At 40.1% G+C, this 18,806-nt stretch carries 36 protein-coding genes; 4 read left to right on the forward strand and 32 right to left on the reverse strand.

Annotation, left to right across the window (positions count from 1 at the left end):
• Nucleotides 1-16 precede the first annotated feature (16 nt).
• From rpsK to FHS59_RS07860, 31 genes are all read right to left on the reverse strand, one after another.
• Nucleotides 17-415 (reverse strand): 30S ribosomal protein S11, encoded by a 399-nt coding sequence (gene rpsK / locus FHS59_RS07710; protein WP_074226895.1) that lies wholly within the window; start codon nucleotides 413-415, stop codon nucleotides 17-19.
• Between the two features lie 14 nt (nucleotides 416-429).
• The gene (rpsM, locus tag FHS59_RS07715) at nucleotides 430-807 is read right to left on the reverse strand and encodes a 30S ribosomal protein S13 (RefSeq protein ID WP_008202997.1); all 378 of its coding nucleotides are present in this window, start codon (nucleotides 805-807) and stop codon (nucleotides 430-432) included.
• A 4-nt stretch (nucleotides 808-811) separates the two neighbouring features.
• Nucleotides 812-928 carry a 50S ribosomal protein L36 gene (gene rpmJ / locus FHS59_RS07720; RefSeq protein WP_184494586.1) on the reverse strand — a complete coding sequence of 39 codons (117 nt, stop codon included), beginning with the start codon at nucleotides 926-928 and terminating at the stop codon, nucleotides 812-814.
• A gap of 6 nt (nucleotides 929-934) precedes the next feature.
• Entirely contained in the window at nucleotides 935-1,153 is a 219-nt protein-coding gene (infA, locus tag FHS59_RS07725) for a translation initiation factor IF-1 (RefSeq protein ID WP_008202999.1), read from the reverse strand.
• Between the two features lies 1 nt (nucleotide 1,154).
• A complete protein-coding gene (map, locus tag FHS59_RS07730; protein WP_184494587.1) occupies nucleotides 1,155-1,928 on the reverse strand; it encodes a type I methionyl aminopeptidase in 774 nt (257 codons plus the stop codon).
• A 1-nt stretch (nucleotide 1,929) separates the two neighbouring features.
• The gene (gene secY / locus FHS59_RS07735; RefSeq protein WP_184494588.1) at nucleotides 1,930-3,252 is read right to left on the reverse strand and encodes a preprotein translocase subunit SecY; all 1,323 of its coding nucleotides are present in this window, start codon (nucleotides 3,250-3,252) and stop codon (nucleotides 1,930-1,932) included.
• A gap of 4 nt (nucleotides 3,253-3,256) precedes the next feature.
• Entirely contained in the window at nucleotides 3,257-3,703 is a 447-nt protein-coding gene (rplO, locus tag FHS59_RS07740) for a 50S ribosomal protein L15 (RefSeq protein WP_184494589.1), read from the reverse strand.
• A 2-nt stretch (nucleotides 3,704-3,705) separates the two neighbouring features.
• Entirely contained in the window at nucleotides 3,706-3,885 is a 180-nt protein-coding gene (gene rpmD / locus FHS59_RS07745) for a 50S ribosomal protein L30 (RefSeq protein ID WP_074226890.1), read from the reverse strand.
• A 5-nt stretch (nucleotides 3,886-3,890) separates the two neighbouring features.
• A complete protein-coding gene (gene rpsE / locus FHS59_RS07750; protein WP_184494590.1) occupies nucleotides 3,891-4,409 on the reverse strand; it encodes a 30S ribosomal protein S5 in 519 nt (172 codons plus the stop codon).
• Between the two features lie 6 nt (nucleotides 4,410-4,415).
• Complete coding sequence (gene rplR / locus FHS59_RS07755) at nucleotides 4,416-4,766, reverse strand: 50S ribosomal protein L18 (protein WP_184494591.1); 351 nt, start codon at nucleotides 4,764-4,766, stop codon at nucleotides 4,416-4,418.
• A 6-nt stretch (nucleotides 4,767-4,772) separates the two neighbouring features.
• Nucleotides 4,773-5,330 (reverse strand): 50S ribosomal protein L6, encoded by a 558-nt coding sequence (gene rplF, locus FHS59_RS07760; protein ID WP_184494592.1) that lies wholly within the window; start codon nucleotides 5,328-5,330, stop codon nucleotides 4,773-4,775.
• Nucleotides 5,331-5,339: 9 nt separating this feature from the next.
• Nucleotides 5,340-5,735: a 30S ribosomal protein S8 gene (gene rpsH / locus FHS59_RS07765; RefSeq protein WP_184494593.1), complete on the reverse strand. Its 396-nt coding sequence runs from the start codon at nucleotides 5,733-5,735 to the stop codon at nucleotides 5,340-5,342.
• An 83-nt stretch (nucleotides 5,736-5,818) separates the two neighbouring features.
• Nucleotides 5,819-6,088 (reverse strand): 30S ribosomal protein S14, encoded by a 270-nt coding sequence (gene rpsN, locus FHS59_RS07770; RefSeq protein WP_008203013.1) that lies wholly within the window; start codon nucleotides 6,086-6,088, stop codon nucleotides 5,819-5,821.
• A gap of 2 nt (nucleotides 6,089-6,090) precedes the next feature.
• On the reverse strand, nucleotides 6,091-6,651 hold the full coding sequence (gene rplE / locus FHS59_RS07775) for a 50S ribosomal protein L5 (RefSeq protein ID WP_184494594.1): 561 nt from the start codon (nucleotides 6,649-6,651) through the stop codon (nucleotides 6,091-6,093).
• Nucleotides 6,644-6,988: a 50S ribosomal protein L24 gene (rplX, locus tag FHS59_RS07780; RefSeq protein WP_221444475.1), complete on the reverse strand. Its 345-nt coding sequence runs from the start codon at nucleotides 6,986-6,988 to the stop codon at nucleotides 6,644-6,646. Before rplX ends, rplE begins: the two co-directional genes overlap by 8 nt.
• A 2-nt stretch (nucleotides 6,989-6,990) precedes the next feature.
• A complete protein-coding gene (rplN, locus tag FHS59_RS07785; RefSeq protein WP_057939449.1) occupies nucleotides 6,991-7,359 on the reverse strand; it encodes a 50S ribosomal protein L14 in 369 nt (122 codons plus the stop codon).
• 2 nt (nucleotides 7,360-7,361) lie between these two features.
• Complete coding sequence (gene rpsQ / locus FHS59_RS07790) at nucleotides 7,362-7,625, reverse strand: 30S ribosomal protein S17 (RefSeq protein WP_074226883.1); 264 nt, start codon at nucleotides 7,623-7,625, stop codon at nucleotides 7,362-7,364.
• A gap of 19 nt (nucleotides 7,626-7,644) precedes the next feature.
• Nucleotides 7,645-7,827 carry a 50S ribosomal protein L29 gene (rpmC, locus tag FHS59_RS07795; protein WP_184494595.1) on the reverse strand — a complete coding sequence of 61 codons (183 nt, stop codon included), beginning with the start codon at nucleotides 7,825-7,827 and terminating at the stop codon, nucleotides 7,645-7,647.
• Nucleotides 7,828-7,834: 7 nt separating this feature from the next.
• Nucleotides 7,835-8,254, reverse strand: coding sequence for a 50S ribosomal protein L16 (rplP, locus tag FHS59_RS07800; RefSeq protein WP_184494596.1), 420 nt, complete (start codon nucleotides 8,252-8,254; stop codon nucleotides 7,835-7,837).
• Between the two features lie 24 nt (nucleotides 8,255-8,278).
• A complete protein-coding gene (rpsC, locus tag FHS59_RS07805; RefSeq protein ID WP_184494597.1) occupies nucleotides 8,279-9,010 on the reverse strand; it encodes a 30S ribosomal protein S3 in 732 nt (243 codons plus the stop codon).
• 9 nt (nucleotides 9,011-9,019) lie between these two features.
• Nucleotides 9,020-9,412: a 50S ribosomal protein L22 gene (gene rplV, locus FHS59_RS07810; RefSeq protein WP_184494598.1), complete on the reverse strand. Its 393-nt coding sequence runs from the start codon at nucleotides 9,410-9,412 to the stop codon at nucleotides 9,020-9,022.
• Between the two features lie 2 nt (nucleotides 9,413-9,414).
• Nucleotides 9,415-9,693: a 30S ribosomal protein S19 gene (gene rpsS, locus FHS59_RS07815; RefSeq protein WP_074226879.1), complete on the reverse strand. Its 279-nt coding sequence runs from the start codon at nucleotides 9,691-9,693 to the stop codon at nucleotides 9,415-9,417.
• Between the two features lie 2 nt (nucleotides 9,694-9,695).
• Nucleotides 9,696-10,520 carry a 50S ribosomal protein L2 gene (gene rplB / locus FHS59_RS07820; RefSeq protein ID WP_184494599.1) on the reverse strand — a complete coding sequence of 275 codons (825 nt, stop codon included), beginning with the start codon at nucleotides 10,518-10,520 and terminating at the stop codon, nucleotides 9,696-9,698.
• 13 nt (nucleotides 10,521-10,533) lie between these two features.
• Entirely contained in the window at nucleotides 10,534-10,821 is a 288-nt protein-coding gene (gene rplW / locus FHS59_RS07825; protein WP_184494600.1) for a 50S ribosomal protein L23, read from the reverse strand.
• Nucleotides 10,822-10,825: 4 nt separating this feature from the next.
• Nucleotides 10,826-11,455, reverse strand: coding sequence for a 50S ribosomal protein L4 (gene rplD / locus FHS59_RS07830; protein ID WP_184494601.1), 630 nt, complete (start codon nucleotides 11,453-11,455; stop codon nucleotides 10,826-10,828).
• A 4-nt stretch (nucleotides 11,456-11,459) separates the two neighbouring features.
• Complete coding sequence (gene rplC, locus FHS59_RS07835) at nucleotides 11,460-12,092, reverse strand: 50S ribosomal protein L3 (protein WP_184494602.1); 633 nt, start codon at nucleotides 12,090-12,092, stop codon at nucleotides 11,460-11,462.
• 237 nt (nucleotides 12,093-12,329) lie between these two features.
• Nucleotides 12,330-12,635: a 30S ribosomal protein S10 gene (gene rpsJ, locus FHS59_RS07840; protein ID WP_008203035.1), complete on the reverse strand. Its 306-nt coding sequence runs from the start codon at nucleotides 12,633-12,635 to the stop codon at nucleotides 12,330-12,332.
• A gap of 12 nt (nucleotides 12,636-12,647) precedes the next feature.
• Complete coding sequence (gene fusA, locus FHS59_RS07845; RefSeq protein WP_184494603.1) at nucleotides 12,648-14,768, reverse strand: elongation factor G; 2,121 nt, start codon at nucleotides 14,766-14,768, stop codon at nucleotides 12,648-12,650.
• A 5-nt stretch (nucleotides 14,769-14,773) separates the two neighbouring features.
• On the reverse strand, nucleotides 14,774-15,241 hold the full coding sequence (gene rpsG / locus FHS59_RS07850) for a 30S ribosomal protein S7 (RefSeq protein ID WP_074226873.1): 468 nt from the start codon (nucleotides 15,239-15,241) through the stop codon (nucleotides 14,774-14,776).
• A gap of 22 nt (nucleotides 15,242-15,263) precedes the next feature.
• Nucleotides 15,264-15,647, reverse strand: coding sequence for a 30S ribosomal protein S12 (gene rpsL, locus FHS59_RS07855; protein ID WP_014772291.1), 384 nt, complete (start codon nucleotides 15,645-15,647; stop codon nucleotides 15,264-15,266).
• Between the two features lie 97 nt (nucleotides 15,648-15,744).
• Nucleotides 15,745-16,437: a protein kinase domain-containing protein gene (locus FHS59_RS07860; RefSeq protein ID WP_184494604.1), complete on the reverse strand. Its 693-nt coding sequence runs from the start codon at nucleotides 16,435-16,437 to the stop codon at nucleotides 15,745-15,747.
• A 62-nt stretch (nucleotides 16,438-16,499) separates the two neighbouring features.
• Here FHS59_RS07860 and FHS59_RS07865 point away from each other — a divergent pair, with 62 nt between their 5' ends.
• The 4 genes from FHS59_RS07865 (at nucleotide 16,500) to FHS59_RS07880 (ending at nucleotide 18,335) form a co-directional block, all read left to right on the forward strand.
• Nucleotides 16,500-16,727 carry a hypothetical protein gene (locus FHS59_RS07865; RefSeq protein WP_184494605.1) on the forward strand — a complete coding sequence of 76 codons (228 nt, stop codon included), beginning with the start codon at nucleotides 16,500-16,502 and terminating at the stop codon, nucleotides 16,725-16,727.
• 79 nt (nucleotides 16,728-16,806) lie between these two features.
• Nucleotides 16,807-17,442: a DUF4221 family protein gene (locus tag FHS59_RS23425; protein ID WP_317168197.1), complete on the forward strand. Its 636-nt coding sequence runs from the start codon at nucleotides 16,807-16,809 to the stop codon at nucleotides 17,440-17,442.
• Nucleotides 17,414-17,941: a DUF4221 family protein gene (locus FHS59_RS23430; protein ID WP_184496075.1), complete on the forward strand. Its 528-nt coding sequence runs from the start codon at nucleotides 17,414-17,416 to the stop codon at nucleotides 17,939-17,941. Before FHS59_RS23425 ends, FHS59_RS23430 begins: the two co-directional genes overlap by 29 nt.
• Nucleotides 17,942-17,957: 16 nt before the next feature.
• Entirely contained in the window at nucleotides 17,958-18,335 is a 378-nt protein-coding gene (locus FHS59_RS07880) for a hypothetical protein (protein ID WP_184494606.1), read from the forward strand.
• Nucleotides 18,336-18,462: 127 nt separating this feature from the next.
• On the opposite strand, the gene FHS59_RS07885 is transcribed toward FHS59_RS07880, so the two are convergent.
• A complete protein-coding gene (locus tag FHS59_RS07885) occupies nucleotides 18,463-18,783 on the reverse strand; it encodes a DUF3467 domain-containing protein (RefSeq protein WP_184494607.1) in 321 nt (106 codons plus the stop codon).
• Between the last annotated feature and the right edge of the window lie 23 nt (nucleotides 18,784-18,806).

An 18,806-nucleotide genomic window follows, 5' to 3' on the forward strand; every position in this document is an offset into this window, starting at 1 on the left:
TATTACAAATTTAAAATTAAACTCTTCTACGCTTAGGAGGACGACAACCATTGTGCGGCATAGGAGTTACGTCTGTAATAGTCGTTACATCCAATCCTACATTTTGCAATGTTCTGATCGCTGATTCACGACCAGATCCTGGACCTTTTACAAAAACTTCGATTTTTCTCAAACCTAAGTCATAAGCCACTTGTCCGCAGTTTTGCGCAGCCATCTGTGCAGCGTAAGGAGTATTTTTCTTAGAACCTCTGAATCCCATTTTACCGGCAGAAGCCCAAGAGATCACTTGACCTGCATTATTGGTAATAGAGATGATGATATTGTTGAAGGAAGCTCTGATGTGAACTTGCCCTACAGCTTCTACCTTAACAACTCTTTTTTTACCTTTTGCTTTATCGTTTCTTTTCTGAGCCATAATCTAATCAGGTTTTATTTAGTTGCTTTTTTCTTGTTAGCAACTGTCTTTCTCTTACCCTTCCTTGTTCTGGCGTTGTTCTTGGTATGCTGACCACGAACTGGAAGTCCTTTTCTGTGTCTCAAACCTCTGTAACAACCGATGTCCATCAGTCGCTTGATGTTCAATTGGATCTCTGACTTCAAAACACCTTCTGTTCTGAATTCTTCGGCAATAATGTTACGGATAGCAGTTGACTCATCGTCATCCCACTCACCTGCTTTTTTGTCGAAGGAGATACCGGCTTTGCTCAGGATCGCCTTGGCGGAGCTTCTTCCAATTCCGAAGATATATGTAAGCCCGATTTCGCCTCGCTTATTGTCTGGTATATCTACACCTGCAATTCTAGCCATAATCTTAACCTTGTCTTTGTTTAAACTTAGGATTCTTCTTGTTGATGACGTAAAGTTTTCCGTTTCTTCTGATCAACTTACAGTCAGCACTTCTCTTCTTAATAGATGTCTTTACTTTCATATCAGTCTATTTATAACGATATACAATTCTACCTTTTGATAAATCATAGGGAGACAACTCTAATTTGACACGATCTCCAGGAAGGATTTTGATGTAATTCATTCTCATCTTACCTGAAATATGCGCGATCAACTGATGTCCATTTTCTAGTTCCACTTTAAACATTGCGTTTGACAATGCTTCGATAATGGTACCGTCTTGCTCTATAGATGTCTGTTTAGCCATATTAGAATTTAAAATTCTCTTCTATGTATTTATGGGTTGTCAAAACCTCTGTTTTATCTTCAAATATTGCCACTGTGTGCTCATAGTGTGCAGAAGGTTTACGATCAGCTGTGCGGATCGTCCATCCATCGCGCTCCTGTACAATATTTCGTGTACCTAGATTCACCATTGGCTCAATTGCAATCACCATTCCTGCCTTTAACAGGGGCCCGCTACCTTTTTTGCCATAATTGGGAACTTCGGGGGATTCGTGAAGATTACGTCCAATGCCATGTCCTACAAGCTCTCTGACTACTGTGTAGCCTTTAGCTTCTACGAATCTTTGGATGGTATTCCCAACATCTCCTATTCTATTTCCAAATACAGCCTTTTCAATACCCAGGTACAATGAATCTCGGGTGGCTTTAAGTAATGCTAAGACAGAAGGGGAAACCTCACCAATTGGGTACGTATAAGCGGAATCGCTATGAAAACCTTGGTGAAAGACTCCACAATCTACTGAGATTATATCGCCATCTTTCAATTCATAATCGCTGGGAAAACCATGAACAACTACTTCGTTCACAGATATACAGAGTGAAGCAGGGAATCCATTGTATCCTTTAAATGAAGGAACTCCTTGGTGATCCCTGATAAACTCTTCAGCAACTTTATCCAGGAATGAGGTCTTTACCCCTTCCTTGACATACTTGGCTACTTCCCCATGGGCTCTGCCAAGTATATCGGCACTTTCTTTTATTATATGAACTTCTTCTGAAGTCTTATAATGAATCATATTATGCTACTTGGTAATTAGAAGGATTATTCTTCATATTACCGCTTTTCATCATTCCTTCGTAATGACGCATCAACAAGTAGCTTTCGATTTGTCTCAATGTATCAAGGATAACACCTACCATAATCAATAGGGAAGTTCCTCCATAAAATTGAGCAAACTCTCCACCTACACCAGCGATGATTGCCAAGGCAGGTAAAATAGCTACTGCAGCTAAAAGGATAGATCCTGGCAACGTGATTTTAGAGATGATGCCATCAATAAACTCAGATGTAGGAGCACCTGGCTTGATACCCGGTACAAATCCTCCATTTCTCTTCATATCTTCTGCAATTTGCTCAGGGTTAACTGTGATAGCAGTGTAGAAGAATGTGAAAAGGATAATTAAGACTGCGAATAGGAGATTGTACTGCCAAGACGTAAAGTCACTGAACGTATTCCCGATGTAGTTAGCGATATCACTTTCTGAAGCCCAGATTCCTGAAATCAATGCAGGTAGGAACATCAATGATTGAGCAAAGATAATCGGCATTACCCCAGAAGCATTCACCTTAATAGGGATATACTGTCTCTGGCCACCGTAAACTTTACCGCCAACAACTTGCTTGGCATACTGAACAGGAATTCTTCTTGTCGCTTCAGTAAGTGCAATAACACCAACCACCACAAAGAACAATACAACTGCTTCTATAATCAAAAGTAACATGCCTGAAGTCCCTTTCTCTAAACCTTCAGCGATAATAGCGCCTGGGAATCTAGAGATGATACCAATCATGATTAGCATAGAGATACCGTTACCGATACCTTTCTCAGTGATTTTCTCTCCCAACCACATACAAAACATGGTTCCGGCAGATAATAATACCAATGAACTAAACATGAAAAGGGAAGTACTAACCATCACAGCACCTGTAGGAAGAATAGTGGCACTTACGTAACCAATACCTTGCGCAATAGTGATAAGAATTGTCAATACTCGAGTAATCTGGTTGATTCTTTTTCTTCCAGACTCACCCTCTTTCTGCATTTTTTGAAAGTAAGGTACTCCGACAGTCAACAGCTGCAACACAATTGAAGCAGAAATATATGGCATGATGCCAAGTCCGAAGATGGAAGCATTACTAAATGCACCACCTAGGAATGTATCTATCAGTCCGAAGATGCCTTCAGCGGAACCTTCACCAAGACGGGAAGGGTCAACACCTGGAAGTACAACGTAAGAACCCAATCTGAAGATAATTAGGAACCCGACTGTGTTCAGGATCCTAACTCTCAGATCTTCGATAGAGAAAATATTCTTAACCGTCGAAATAAACTTTTTCATTTACTTAAATCTTGTTTACAGAACCACCGTTTTTCTCAATTGCTTCTGAAGCAGAAGCGGAGAATTGATGAGCGGTTACGTCTAATTTGGCTTTCAATTCACCTCCACCGAGGATTTTGATTTTGTCGTTCTTAGAAGCAACACCATGAGCTACTAAAGCTTCCATGTCAATCGCCGCTAAGTTAAACTCCTCAGCAAGTTTTTGCAAGGTATCCAAATTTACTGGTTTGAACTCAACCTTGTTCAAGCTTTTGAAGCCAAATTTAGGAACTCTTCTCTGAAGTGGCATCTGACCACCTTCAAATCCAGCCTTAGACTTATATCCAGATCTAGATTTAGCACCTTTGTGACCTCTTGTAGAAGTTCCACCTCTTCCAGAACCAGTACCTCTACCGATTCTTTTACGATTTTTTGTAGACCCTTCTGCTGGTTTTAATGTATGCAGTTTCATAATTAAGCTTCCTCCACTTTTACAAGGTGATTAACTTTATTAACCATACCAGCGATCTGTGGAGTATTTTCAACTACAACAGACTTACTGATTCTTCCTAGACCCAAAGCAGTGATAGTTGCTTTTTGATCCTTCGGACGGTCGATAGTACTTTTAGTTTGTGTGATTTTGATCTTTCCCATGATGATTATCCGTTAAAGACTTTAGACATTTTCACACCTCTTTGCTGAGATACTGCAATAGCATCTCTTAATTGAGTCAAAGCATCGATTGTTGCTTTCACTACGTTGTGAGGGTTTGATGATCCTTTAGATTTTGCCAATACGTCAGTAACGCCGGCACTTTCCAATACAGCACGCATTGCACCACCAGCGATAACACCGGTACCTGCCGCAGCTGGTTTGATCAATACAAAACCTCCACCGAATTTACCAATTTGCTCGTGAGGAATGGTTCCTTTCAAAACTGGTACTCTTACCAAATTCTTTTTAGCATCTTCGATACCTTTGGTGATTGCGTCAGTTACTTCGTTAGCCTTACCTAAACCGTAACCAACCACTCCAGCACCGTCACCTACTACAACTATTGCAGAAAAAGAGAATCTTCTACCACCTTTCACCACTTTGGCTACTCTGTTAATAGCAACTACTTTTTCTTTAAGTTCTGTATCTGTAGCCCTGATAGGCTTTTTTCTTAGTTGAGACATAGTTGATTAAAATTTAAGGCCTCCTTCTCTGGCACCATCTGCCAAAGCTTTCACTTTACCATGGTACAAGTAGCCGTTTCTATCGAATACTACTTCGCTAACTCCATTTGCAACAGCTCTTTCAGCTAATTTCTTACCTACTTCTGTAGCAATTGCAATGTTGGTGTTGGCTTTCGCTCCTAATTCTTTGGAAGATGCCTGAGCCAATGTCTGACCTTTAAGGTCATCAACAAGCTGAGCATACATGCCAGTATTACTTTTGAAAACTGACAAACGAGGTCTGGAATCAGTACCAGAAATCTTTCTTCTGATACCCTGCTTGATTCTAAGTCTTCTGGAATTCTTATTAAATGCCATAACCTATTATTTTTTACCGGCAGTTTTACCAGCCTTACGTCTAACTTGTTCACCCACGAAGCGCACACCTTTACCTTTGTAAGGCTCAACTTTACGAAGTCCTTTGATTTTGGCAGCAACTTGTCCGATCAGTTCCTTGTCAATTGCCTCCAAAGTAATGATCGGGTTTTTACCTTTAGGAGTTTCTGTCTTCACACTTACCTCAGCAGGTAGCGCAAAGAAGATATTGTGAGAATAACCTAGGGAAAGTTCAAGAACTTGACCCTGATTAGTAGCCTTATAACCTACACCCACAAGCTCCAAGTCTTTCTTGTAACCTTCAGACACTCCAATAATCATGTTATTGATAAGAGATCTGTAAAGTCCGTGCATAGACTTGTGTCTTTTGGAATCAGTAGGTCTGGAAACAACAACATTGTTGTCTTCCACTTTAACCTCAATATCGGGATTCACATCCTGAGTGAGCGTACCTTTTGGACCTTTAACAGTGACCAGCCCGTGAGCTGACACGTCTACAGTAACACCGCCAGGTAGATTTATTGGTTTTTTACCTATTCTAGACATGATAGTAAATTAATATACGTAGCAAAGTACTTCGCCCCCAACGCCTTCAACGCGGGCTTCTTTGTCAGTCATTACACCTTTTGAGGTGGAAATAATGGCGATACCTAGGCCATTGATAACTCTTGGAAGAGAGTCATGCTTAGCATATTTTCTCAAACCTGGAGTACTTACTCTTGTAAGATTTACAATTGCGTTTTGCTTTGTAGAAGGATTGAATTTCAAAGCGATTTTGATTGTTCCCTGAGGACCATTCTCTTCAAACTTGTAATTCTGGATATATCCTTTGTCGTGCAATACTTTTGTAATCTCCTTCTTAATGTTAGAAGCAGGTATCTCTACGATTCGGTGTGATGCTTTAATCGCATTTCTCAACCTAGTCAGATAATCAGCTATTGGATCAGTCATGATATTTTATAAGTCTAGCTCCACCCTATTTGGGCGTGCAAAGTTACGAATTGATTTTTAGAATAAAAACTACTGTCGTTATTTTACCAGCTGGACTTAGTCACTCCAGGAATTTTGCCTGATGAGGCCATTTCTCTGAAGGTTACCCTGTTGATACCGAATTTTCTCATGTAGCCTTTTGGACGACCGGTCAATTTACATCTATTGTGCAATCTTACCGGAGAAGCGTTCTTTGGCAATTTGTCAAGTGCTTCGTAATCGCCAGCTGCTTTTAGCTCAGCTCTTTTCTTAGCATACTTGGCTACCAGACGTTCTCTTTTTCTCTCACGAGCTTTGATGGACTCTTTTGCCATGACTATTCTTCTTTATTTTTGTTAACGAACGGCATTCCGAAAGCCTTCAATAACGCGAAGCTTTCCTCATCTGAATTTGCGGAAGTCACAAATGTAATATCCATACCAGAGATTCTATTCACCTTTTCGATGCTGATCTCAGGGAAGATAATTTGCTCAGTTACACCTAATGTGTAATTTCCTCTTCCGTCGAATCCTTTATCAGAGATTCCTTTGAAGTCTCTTACACGTGGAAGAGCTACAGTCATCAATCTGTCTAGGAATTCGTACATTTTCTGACCTCTCAAAGTAACTTTAGCTCCGATGGGCATGCCTTCTCTAAGCTTAAAGTTAGACACAGAAGTCTTCGCTTTAGTAGCGACAGCTCTTTGTCCAGTGATCAAAGAAAGCTCTTCAACACCTTGGTCAACCAATTTCTTATCTGCTACAGCAGCACCAATACCTTTGTTCAAAACAATTTTGGACAATTTTGGTACTTGCATTACAGAAGAGTATTGGAACTTCTCCTTCAAAGCTGGGACGATTTCGTCCACATATTTTTGTTTGATTCTTGGATTAGCCATTGATCACCTCCCCAGTTTTCTTAGAGTATCTCACTAGTTTACCATTTTCACCTGCCTTACGACCTGTTCTGGTAGCTTCACCAGTCTTAGGATCTACAAGCATCAGGTTACTGATATGCAAAGCAGCTTCTTTCTTTTCGATACCACCTTGTGGTTTTGCAGCAGTAGGCTTCACGTGTTTGGTAATCATATTGATTCCTTCTACGAAAGCTCTTCTTTTAGCTGTATCTACAGAAAGTACTTTGCCAGTTTTGCCTTTGTCATCACCAGAAATCACCTTTACAGTATCGCCGGTTTTGATATGCAGCTTAGGCTGCTTATTGAATTTTCTTTCCATGATTACAATACTTCAGGGGCCAAAGAAACGATTTTCATAAACTGCTTCTCTCTCAATTCTCTTGCGACAGGGCCGAAGATACGAGTGCCTCTAGGCTCATCGTTGTTATTCAACAATACAGCAGCGTTGTCCTCAAATCGGATATAAGAACCGTCTTTTCTTCTAATTTCTTTTCTGGTTCGTACGATAACCGCTCTTGAAACGGTACCTTTTTTCATGTTGCTGGAAGATAGGGCTGACTTTACAGTCACGACTACTTTGTCACCAATTGAAGCGTAACGCTTCTTGGTTCCTCCCAATACACGGATCACCAATACCTCTTTGGCACCGGAGTTGTCCGCCACACTTAGTCTGGATTCTTGTTGTATCATGATTATTTAGCCCTTTCAATAATTTCAACTACTCTCCAACGTTTGTTCTTACTCAGCGGACGAGTTTCGCTTATTTTAACAAGGTCACCTGGGTTACACTCGTTTTTCTCGTCATGAGCCATAAATTTGGTTGTTTTGGCAACAAATTTACCGTACATGGCATGCTTCACGCGACGCTCAACTGCAACGGTAATGGATTTATCCATTTTGTTACTTACCACTTTACCAACTCTTTCTTTTCGAAGATTTCTCTCAATCGTAGCCATTTCTTTTTCTGTTAGCTAGTTATTTGGCAGCCAATGCAGTCTTCAATCTTGCGATCAGACGCTTGGTCTCGCGGATTCTATTAGGATTCTCTATAGGAGATATCGTATGCGCAAACTTAAGTTTGGATAGATTCCCCTGCTCAGCGACAATACGCTCGGCGATTTCACTTGCAGCAAGTGCTTGGATCTCAGTATTTTTCATAGTCATTCTATTCTACGTAATCTCTACGAACGATGAAATTTGTACTTACTGGTAGCTTCTGTTGTGCTAATCTTAACGCCTCTTTAGCAGTCTCCAGGCTCACGCCTGTAGCTTCGAAAAGGATCGTTCCTGGTTTGATAACAGCTACCCAATATTCTGGAGCACCTTTACCCTTACCCATACGAACCTCTGCGGGCTTTTTGGTTATAGGTTTGTCAGGAAAAATCCTGATCCAAACTTGACCTTCTCTTTTCATGGCTCTTGTCATCGCGATACGAGCTGCCTCGATCTGACGAGAAGTAATCCATCCTGCCTCCAGGGATTTGATGCCAAAGTTGCCAAAAGAAAGCGTATGCCCTCTTTGTGCAATGCCTTTGACACGGCCCTTTTGCATTTTCCTATATTTAGTTCTTTTTGGCTGTAACATGAGTTCTCACTTAGTCGGTGAAAATTAGTTATTTCTTTTTCTGCGTCTTGGACCGTCGTTTCTCTTAGGGCCTGCATTACGTCCGCCTTTTGGCTCGTTAGCTGCTCCCTGATTTGGAGAAAGGTCTCTTTTACCGTACACTTCACCTTTGAAGATCCAAACTTTGATTCCGATGATTCCGTACACTGTAAGTGCTTCAGAAAGTGCGTAATCGATGTCTGCTCTCAATGTGTGAAGAGGAATTCTTCCTTCTTTGTACATTTCGGATCTTGCCATTTCGGCTCCACCCAGACGTCCAGAAAGTTTTACTTTGATTCCTTCTGCTCCCACTCTCATGGATGCTGCAATGGCTTGTTTCATTGCTCTTCTGAAGGAAATTCTAGCTTGAAGTTGCTGAGCGATAGATTCACCTACCAATTTCGCATCTAATTCAGGACGCTTAATTTCGAAGATATTGATTTGAATATCTTTGCTGGTGATCTTCTTAAGTTCTTCTTTCAGCTTGTCTACTTCGGCTCCACCTTTACCAATAACAACACCTGGTCTGGCAGTATGAATGGTAAGAGTGATTCTCTTAAGCGTACGCTCAATGATCACCTTAGCAATCCCACCTTTAGGAATTCTGGCAAGGACGTACTTACGGATTTGCTGATCTTCGTATAGTTTTTCAGCGAAGTCTTTCCCACCATACCAGTTGGAATCCCAGCCTTTGACTACACCAAGTCTAAATCCTATTGGGTTGATCTTTTGTCCCATAGTCTGTTCTTAATTTGCCTTTTCGTTAGTTTCTACTACATCAGCGGTAACATCACCTGCATCGAATGAATCGATTACGAGAGTTACATGATTGGATCTTTTGCGAATCCTGTGACCTCTACCTTGAGGAGCTGGTCTCAATCTCTTAAGAGATCTGCCTTCGTCAACCATGATGGTTTTGATAAACAAATCTGCTTCTTCAAGTTTCGCGTCAGGATTCTTTGCCTGCCAGTTGGCAACGGCAGAAAGCAATAACTTTTCTAATCTTAAAGCTCCATGATTAGGAGTAAACTTTAAAATACTAAGTGCATTCCCAACTCTCTTGCCTCTGACAAGGTCAGCCACAAGGCGCATCTTACGCGGAGAAGTAGGAACATTATTTAATCTTGCGATAGCTTCCATGATTATCTCTTTCCTTTATCTTTTTTGGCAATGTGGCCTCTGAAATTTCTGGTTGGAGCAAATTCACCTAGTTTGTGACCTACCATGTTGTCAGTCACGAATACTGGGATAAATTTATTTCCATTATGCACAGCGAAGGTATGTCCTACGAAGTCTGGAGAAATCATAGATCTTCTTGACCAAGTCTTGATGACAGATTTCTTGCCGGACTCGTTCATAACATCCACTTTCTTCACCAGGTGATGTTCGATATAAGGACCTTTTTTTAATGAACGTGCCATGATTATTTAGATCTTTTGCTGATGATGAACTTGTTTGAATACTTCTTAGGTGATCTGGTTTTCTTACCTTTAGACAATAGACCTTTTCTAGATCTTGGATGTCCACCGGAAGAACGACCTTCACCACCACCCATTGGGTGATCTACTGGGTTCATCGCAACACCCCTTGTACGAGGTCTTACACCTAACCATCTCTTACGACCAGCTTTTCCAAGTACTACGTTCATGTGGTCTCCGTTAGAAACAGTTCCTACTGTTGCCATACAAACACCTAAAACGAGTCTCATTTCGCCGGAAGGAAGTTTTACAGTTACGTATTTACCCTCACGAGCTACGATCTGCGCATATCCACCAGCACTTCTGGCCATTACTCCACCCTTTCCTGGCTTCAATTCCACATTGTGTACGATAGTACCCAAAGGAATATTTGCCAAAGGCATAGCATTACCTACTTCTGGAGCAACTTGCTCACCGGAAATCACTGTTTGTCCCACTGCCAAACCTTCCGGGGCGATAATGTAGGCCTTAGCACCGTCTGCATAATAAAGCAGGGCAAGACGTGCTGTTCTGTTTGGATCATACTCGATAGCCTTTACGGTAGCAGGTACACCAAACTTATTTCTTTGGAAGTCTACAATTCTTAGTCTTCTCTTATGACCACCACCAATGTAGCGAGCAGTCATTTTGCCTTCATTATTTCTTCCGCCTGATTTCTTCAAAGGAGCAAGAAGAGACTTCTCTGGCTTTGACTTGGTGATCTCGTCAAAAGCTGGAGCTACTCTAAATCTTGTCCCTGGAGTTACAGGCTTCAATTTTTTAATTGCCATGATATTGATTCAATTAAATTTCTCCGTAAAAATCAATTACCTGTCCGTCAGCTACTTCTACAATTGCTTTCTTGAAAGCATTGGTAAAGCCTGACACCACTTTGTTCTTGGTGTATCTAGTTTTATGCTTCGCAGCATATCTCATGGTTCTGATAGAAACCACATTCACACCGTATGTTTTCTCTACTGCATTCTTGATCTCTGGCTTTTTCGCAGTTTTCTCTACGATAAATCCATAAACTCCTTTTTCGTTCATGGCAGAGACTTTCTCAGTAATTAAAGGCTGCTTTAGAATATCCATTGTCTTATTTCGATAAAATGGTTTCCAACATACTTACAGAACCTTCACAAATCACTAAGTGGTCAGCGTTAAGAACTTGGTAAGTATTTACATCATTTACAGTCACTACTTTGGACTTTGGAAGGTTTCTGCTTGACAAGTAAACATTCTTGTTCTCCTCAGGAAGAACTACCAATGTTTTCTTATCTGCAAGAGATAAACCGTTCAACAATGCCAAATAGCTTTTAGTCTTAGGAGCCTCAAAAGAAAGGTTCTCCAATACTAGTAGGCTGTTATCTTTTGCTTTGTAAGAAAGCGCAGATTTTCTAGCCAACTGCTTTAACTTTTTATTCAATTTGAAGGAATAGTTTCTTGGCTTAGGACCAAATACTCTACCTCCACCTCTGAAAAGCGGTGACTTCAAAGATCCAGCTCTTGCACTACCAGTGCCTTTTTGCTTTTTGATCTTCTTAGTAGAACCAGCGATTTCATTTCTTTCTTTTGACTTGTGAGTACCTTGTCTTTGGTTCGCCAAGTACTGCTTCACGTCCAAATAGATCGCGTGATCATTTGGCTCGATTGCGAAGATCTCGTCAGAAAGGTTCACCTTTCTTCCAGTATCTTCTCCTTTATGATTTATTACTGCTAATTCCATGGACTTATTTCTCTAGAATAACGAAAGAATTTTTAGGACCTGGTACTGAACCAGAAACCAACAGCAGGTTTTGCTCAGGATAGATTTTCAACACTCTTAGGTTGATTACCTTCACTCTGTCACCGCCGGTTCTTCCTGCCATACGCATTCCTTTGAATACTCTTGATGGCCAAGAACAAGCACCAATGGAACCTGGGTGTCTCTGTCTGTTGTGCTGACCGTGAGTTTGACCACCCACACCACCAAAACCGTGACGTTTTACTACACCTTGGAATCCTTTACCTTTTGAAGTACCGATAGCATCCACGAAGTCACCTTCGATGAATACTTCACCTGCCTTCACAGTAGCCCCTAGATCTACCTGGCCTTCAAACTCGACCCGGAATTCTCTGAACTCAACAACTTTTTGCTTTGGCGTAGTACCGGCCTTTTTAAAGTGACCGATCAATGGCTTTGGCGTATTTTTTTCTTTACGCTCGCCATATGCCAACTGCACTGCGTTGTACCCGTCTGTTTCAACGTTTTTTACTTGCGTCACTACGCAAGGACCAGCTTCTATTAGCGTGCATGCGACATTACGCCCATCGGCACTGAAAATGCTAGTCATTCCTACTTTTTTACCTATAATACCAGACATCTATAATAAGATAATTTGATAATTCACAAGCGTTTATACGCATGAGCCCTTTTAAAGGACTGCAAAGTTACTGAAATAAAATTCTGCAACAAATGCCAACTCGTATATTTTCAAACATTTAGAGAGTTTTTCGAATCTTTAAACATTTAAATACTCCTGAGAAATATCAAAAAGGTGAGAAAATAAAAAGACCTGCACGGATGCACAGGTCTTTTTTATAAAATTTAGAAGAGCAGATCAAACTTTGATCTCAACATCTACTCCACTTGGAAGCTCGATTTTCATCAAAGCATCCACAGTTTTAGAACTGTTAGAGTAGATATCAACCAATCTCTTGTAAGTACAAAGTTGGTACTGATCTCTTGCTTTTTTACTTACGTGTGGAGACTTCAATACTGTGAACTTCTCCTTTTTAGTAGGCAATGGAATTGGTCCCACTACTACTGCACCAGTGGCTTTAACTGCCTTTACGATTTTCTCTGATGACTTATCCACCAGGCTATGATCGTATGATTTTAGTTTTATTCTAATTTTCTGATTCATCGCAAATATTGATTAGTCTTTCTGACCTTTTACTTTAGCAATTACGCCCTCTGCTATGTTATTTGGCACAGGCTCGTAGTGAGAGAATGTCAAAGAAGCTGTTGCTCTACCAGAAGAAATCGTTCTAAGGTCAGTAATATAACCGAACAATTCTGACAATGGCACTGCTGCTTTCACCACAGATGAAGTACCTTTAGTATCCATCCCTTTCATCAAACCTCTTCTTCTGTTCAAATCACCAGTAATTGGACCAGTATATTCGTCAGGAGTAACTACGTCTACAGACATGATTGGCTCCAACAACTGAGGTCTACATTTCTTAGCTGCTTCTTTGAATCCAATTCTAGCTGCCAATTCGAAAGAAAGTGCATCTGAATCGACATCGTGGAAAGAACCGTGGAACAATCTAACTTTCATAGACTCTACTGGGTATCCAGCCAAAGGTCCATTCTTCATAGATTCTGCAAATCCTTTCTGGATCGCTGGGATAAATTCCTTAGGAATTACACCACCTACGATACCATTGACAAAGTCAAGTCCTGGCTTGATCTCACCAGTTTCAGGATCAGCATCTTTCGGTCCGATTTCGAATACGATATCAGCAAATTTACCTTTACCACCTGACTGCTTCTTGTAAACTTCTTTGTGCTCTACAGAACCAAACAAAGCTTCTTTGTAAGCAACCTGAGGAGCACCTTGGTTGATTTCAACCTTGAATTCTCTCTTAAGACGGTCGATAATGATATCCAAGTGAAGCTCACCCATACCTCTCAAGATAGTCTGACCAGTTTCATGATCAGTATTTACTTGAAGTGTAGGATCTTCTTCTACTAGCTTGGCAATCGCCATACCCAACTTATCAACATCCGCTTGAGTTTTAGGCTCAATAGCATATCCGATAACCGGCTCAGGGAATACCATAGATTCTAGAACAACTTTACGGCTTTCAGCACAAAGTGTATCACCGGTTTTGATGTCCTTAAATCCAACTACTGCACCAATATCACCTGCTCTTAAAGCATCGATTTGGTTTTGTTTGTTAGCGTGCATCTGGAATACTCGGGAGATACGCTCCTTGTTGCCAGAACGGCTATTGAATACGTAAGATCCAGAATCCAATCTACCAGAATATGCTCTTACAAAGCAAAGTCTACCCACGAATGGGTCAGTAGCAATTTTAAATGCCAAACCAGCAAATGGCTCGTCTTCGCTAGGTGAAATCGCTACTTTCTTATCTTCATCATCAAGAGCAGAAGCAATGATATCATCCTTATCCATTGGAGAAGGAAGCAATTCCATCACCAAATCAAGCATGGTCTGAACACCTTTATTTTTGAATGAAGATCCACATACCATAGGGACAATTTTCATGTCGATGGTAGCTTTTCTCAAAGCAGTAAGAATTTCTTCTTCTGTAATTGAATCTGGATCATCAAAGAATTTTTCCATCAATGACTCGTCGTACTCAGCAACAGCCTCAAGCAAATGCTCTCTCCACTGCTCTACGTCTTCAGTCATATCTTCAGGAATAGGAACTTCTTCGAAAGTCATTCCCATATCTTCCTCATTCCATACGATAGCTCTGTTATTGATCAAGTCAACAACGCCACGGAATTTGTCTTCAGCTCCGATAGGAAGTTGCAATGGTACCGCATAGCTACCAAGCATTTCCTTCACTTGCTTACAAACTTCAAGGAAGTTAGCACCAGCACGGTCCATTTTGTTAACGAAACCAATACGGGCTACTTTGTAATTATCAGCTAATCGCCAGTTAGTTTCAGACTGTGGTTCAACACCATCCACAGCACTGAATAGGAAAACCAAACCATCCAATACTCTCAAAGAACGGTTTACTTCAACTGTAAAGTCAACGTGTCCCGGAGTATCGATGATGTTAATTTGATATTTTTGATCTCTGTAGTTCCAGAATACGGTAGTTGCAGCGGAAGTAATTGTAATACCTCTCTCCTGCTCCTGCGCCATCCAGTCCATCGTAGCAGCACCATCGTGCACCTCACCGATTTTATGGGAAACCCCAGAATAAAAAAGAATTCGCTCAGTGGTAGTTGTCTTACCAGCATCGATATGAGCGGCAATACCGATATTTCTGGTATATTTTAAGTCTCTTGCCATCCTAATTAAAATCTAAAGTGGGAGAATGCTTTGTTAGCCTCGGCCATTCTGTGCGTATCATCTTTTTTCTTCACTCCGGCACCTTCGCCTTTGGAAGCAGCAATGATCTCACCTGCAAGTCTATCCATCATAGTTTTCTCACCTCTTCTTCTAGCATAAGTGATCATCCACTTGATACCTAGAGATAATTTTCTTTCCGGACGAACTTCCATTGGAACCTGGAACGTAGCACCACCAACTCTACGACTCTTCACCTCTACGGATGGAGCAATATTGTTAAGCGCTTTTTTCCAAACTTCAAGACCATTCTCACCTACTTTTTCCTCAACTTTTTCTACTGCATCGTAGAAAATTCTGTAAGCAATACTCTTCTTCCCGTCTACCATCAAACAGTTCACAAACTTGGTTACCAAGGTATCGTTGAACTTCGGATCAGGAAGAATATATCTCTTCTTTGGTTTCGCTTTTCTCATTTTTTCTAAATGTTATAAAGTATTATTTCTTTGCCGCTTTCGGCCTCTTAGCACCATACTTAGAGCGACCTTGCTTACGGTCTTTAACTCCTGCTGTATCTAGTGCACCACGGATGATGTGATATCTTACACCTGGTAGATCTTTCACACGACCACCCCTGATCAATACGATAGAGTGCTCCTGTAGATTGTGACCTTCACCTGGAATGTAAGCGTTCACTTCTTTTCCATTTGTCAATCTCACCCTCGCCACTTTTCTCATTGCTGAGTTAGGCTTCTTAGGGGTGGTAGTATATACTCTGGTACAAACCCCTCTTCGCTGAGGACATGCATCCAAAGCTCTAGATTTTGATTTTGTCTCCAGTGTAGTTCTACCTTTTCTTACTAACTGTTGAATAGTAGGCATTAACTGATAAAATTTAGTTTTCCTGTAAACTGTTAAATTTTGGACTGCAAAGGTAACCAAAGTAATAAGATGAACAAAATTAAGTAGTTATATTTTATTATGAAAAATCCAACCATTCTATTAATTCTAAAGCAGAAGGTCTGTTTTTAAGTTCAGGCTCTAGACAAGCTTCAATTAAAGTACTATAAGGCACAGGAATATCTTGGACTTTAAAAGTTTGAAAAGAGTAATTTTTAACATTTTCTCTAATTTGTTCAAAAGTAAAAGTATCCCTATGACCAAATGGGTAATCCCCTGTGAAAATCCTAAATAGCATCACACCAAATGACCAAACATCGACTCTTTCATCGATTATTCCTTTCAAATAGCACTCAGGAGCCATGATCTCCGGGGTATAAAATCCTTGCAAAGAAAACTTACTTGGGATTGGGCGGGCCGTATCCAGATCTCCGAGCTTAACTACCAGCTGATCACGTTCTTTGGCAAGCAAAACATTTGAAAGCTTTAAATCCCCATGGACAAATCCTCGTGAGTGGAGATAGGCCAATCCACTTAGGAGGTCTTTGATCATCAGATTGACGAACTCACTATCCACATCTCTCTTCTCCAGGATCTCTCGCAAAGAATAAAATTCGCAAAACTCCAACTCAAGCAAGCACCACTCATCAGTCCATTGAAAGGAGATTACTTTCATCAGATTTCTATGGGAAAAAGTCAACATTTTCTGACAAAATTTCCTAGATACCGAATGGGTTTGAGTCAGGTCTATTTTTTTCTGAAAACTTTTCATTTTTTTTCGATTAAAAATTTTGAAAACTAATCTGTTTTTTTTCCTTTAAAAATCAACCAGTTATGAAAAAGAACCCAAAATTTCCCCAGAAGCAAGTCCTTGCATTAGGCGCGTCTGCGCTGACGGTAGCTACTGGCTTTGTGATGGCACCTCAAAGTCAATCCGAATCTACCAAGTATTCAATCCTTCAGAATTACCAAAATTCGGATATGAATGAAGTAAGCATTACAAATTGTATTATCCCAGGCACAAGATGCTTCATTATGCCAACTGTTACGATTAAGCAATAAGGGTCGTACTTGTGAAAAAAAACTGAGTCTTCTCCCCGCAATTTTAATTCTTGGACTACTCTCTTGTGAAAAAAATACAATAACAAATCGAGAGGCTTGGAAACTTGTACAGGGAGAAGACCTACTTCTAAATTTAGATCATCGCACTGCTCCCAATGAAAATTACTATCAATACGTAGAAAACTTCCATGGATCAGAGTCAATGGTTTTTCATGTCCGTAAAGATCATTCTTTTAAGATATATGACCTACAATCAGGACAGCTAAAAGAGGAGATCAACTATCCTGTCAATGGACCTGGGGCTCTTCCTTCGGTCTATGGCTTTTATATTCACAACGAGGACAGCATTTTTCTCAGCCAACAATATCATTACCGAGTTCTTTTGACTAATGGAAACCTTGAAGTAGTAGATCAGTTGAACCTAATACCTGAAGAAATCAAATTTAAAAACTCCGGTTATTTACCAGAGGAAAGCCATACAGTTCAGTCTACCAATTTTTCAAGCCGTTCTTTACCTTTTATCAATAACGGAAATTTTATTTTTCCAAGTCTTTATGTTGGTTATGCTGATCGAACAGATTATACTATCAAGGGACGCATTTACACAGATTATGACTTAATCAACAAAGAATTCCATTACAGATTACCCTTCCCAAAGTCTATGCAAGAAAAACTCTGGGGGGGGGATGTTAATATTGAATTATGGTTGTTATAACCCTAAAACAGAAAAAATTGTTACCAGTTACTCAGGTTTTGAATACATCTCAGTCACCAGTCCTTCATTTAATGATACAGTCAAATATTTCAAAGCTACTTCTGAAAAATTCCAGGAAATCAGGCCAGCTCCAAAACCCTACGAAGTAGTTGAGGAGGAAATCGATCACTACATGAACGTCCCTACTTTCGGGGGGATCTATTATGATAAGTTCAGGGATGTCTATTATAGAATCGGAAAATTTCCGAAACCTGAAGGGTATGACGGTTTCAAAAGTGACTACCTCGATCCAATGGCCAATCCTAGGGATTGGGCGATTATCGTTTTAGATAAGGATTTTAAAAAACTGACTGAATATACACTCAAACAACCGAAAGAAGGGGTTTATTTCGAAAATTGTTTTGTAAACAAATATGGATTTTATGTGGCTTACGTGGATTATTCAAATGAAGACAAACTGGTTTTCAAAGGTTTTGTTTTGGAAGAAAACCAAAATTAAGCTCCTATTTTATGCCATGTTATTTACTCTGATCGCTTGCTCCCAAATAAGGAATGAAGACAAAGAATTAGTTGAATATATAGCAAAAATAACAGCCTCTAAAAGCCCGGAAGGCAACTTTATAATTCTTGCAGACAATGGATGTTCCGGATGTAGAAAAATAGTCCAACAATATTCTCTCTCTCATCCCCAGGAAGAATTTGAAACAACTTTGATCATTCGAGACATTAAGACTTTGGATATGGTCAAGGATGATTTTTGGGACTTTTCTGGCAAATTATTTATTGATAGCCTCCGAGTTTATGAAAAGACAGATCTAAATCTTCCTCCTGCTATCAGTTTTGGTATCCAAAATAGCAAAATTAAGCATTTACCTCTAGATTTGGACATTTAAAAATTGAAAATAATATTCTACAATCTGATACTCTTATTTTATAGAATCAGGATAACATATTCAAAAAAAGTCCTGTGAGGACATTACACAGGACTTTACTGATTAATGAAATCTAGTTATATTTTTGTTACGCTTCTCCCGGTGTACCAAAGCTAATTGGGAATTGTGGGGCTCCCCCACCTTGGTTTATTTTCCCAAAAGCATCTTCGTATTTCTCAATATTATCTTTCAATGCTGCCAAAAGACGTTTTGCATGCTCTGGCGCCACAATGATCCTGGATTTTACTTTTGCTTTTGGTACTCCCGGCATCAATCTGATAAAATCAATTACAAATTCAGAGTTGGAATGTGCGATCATTGCCAAATTTGAATAAACTCCCTCTGCTACTTCCTCAGATAATTCCACATTGATCTGTTGATCAGGTCTTTTTCCTTTTTCGTCTTGCATTTTCTTTGGATTAAAAAAGGCCT

It is taken from the genome of Algoriphagus iocasae (genome assembly GCF_014206875.1).
Classification (GTDB): Bacteria; Bacteroidota; Bacteroidia; order Cytophagales; family Cyclobacteriaceae; genus Algoriphagus; species Algoriphagus iocasae.